The sequence below is a fragment of the Mesorhizobium sp. M1A.F.Ca.IN.020.06.1.1 genome (assembly GCF_004023265.1).
Classification (GTDB): domain Bacteria; phylum Pseudomonadota; class Alphaproteobacteria; order Rhizobiales; family Rhizobiaceae; genus Mesorhizobium.
Genome location: NZ_RZSR01001836.1, coordinates 1 through 413, shown reverse-complemented (window position 1 = coordinate 413; position 413 = coordinate 1). Strand labels below are relative to the sequence as shown.

Here is a 413-nt window from a genome sequence, read left to right as displayed (position 1 = left end):
TTTGCTGAGGATCCCGATAGGCAGGGTAACCTCGTCCTGGTTGCCACTCCCGACGAGGAGCGCGGATCTCGGGGCATGCGGAGCCTTCGTGACGCACTGCCCGCGATCGCAGCTGAGTTCGGTCTCGACATTGTAGCCGGAATTAACCTCGACGCGACGAGCGACCAAGGCGATGGCACCGAGGGCCGCGCCATCTACCGCGGCACGATCGGCAAGGCGCTTCCGTTCGGTCTCGTTATTGGACACTCCTCACACGCCAGCTATCCATTCGAGGGTATCAGCGCTCAACTGCTCGCGTCAGAGGCTATGAAGGCAATCGAAGGCAACCCGTCTCTGTGTGACAGGTCCGACGGGGAAGTCTCGCCGCCGCCGATCTGCCTCGAATGTAAGGATCTGCGCGGCGGCTATGAGGT

Annotated in this window: 1 pseudogene; it reads left to right on the top strand. The window is 62.0% G+C overall.

What is annotated here, in order from left to right:
• Positions 1-413, top strand: a pseudogene (locus EOA60_RS37140) (peptidase M20); the annotation flags it as partial.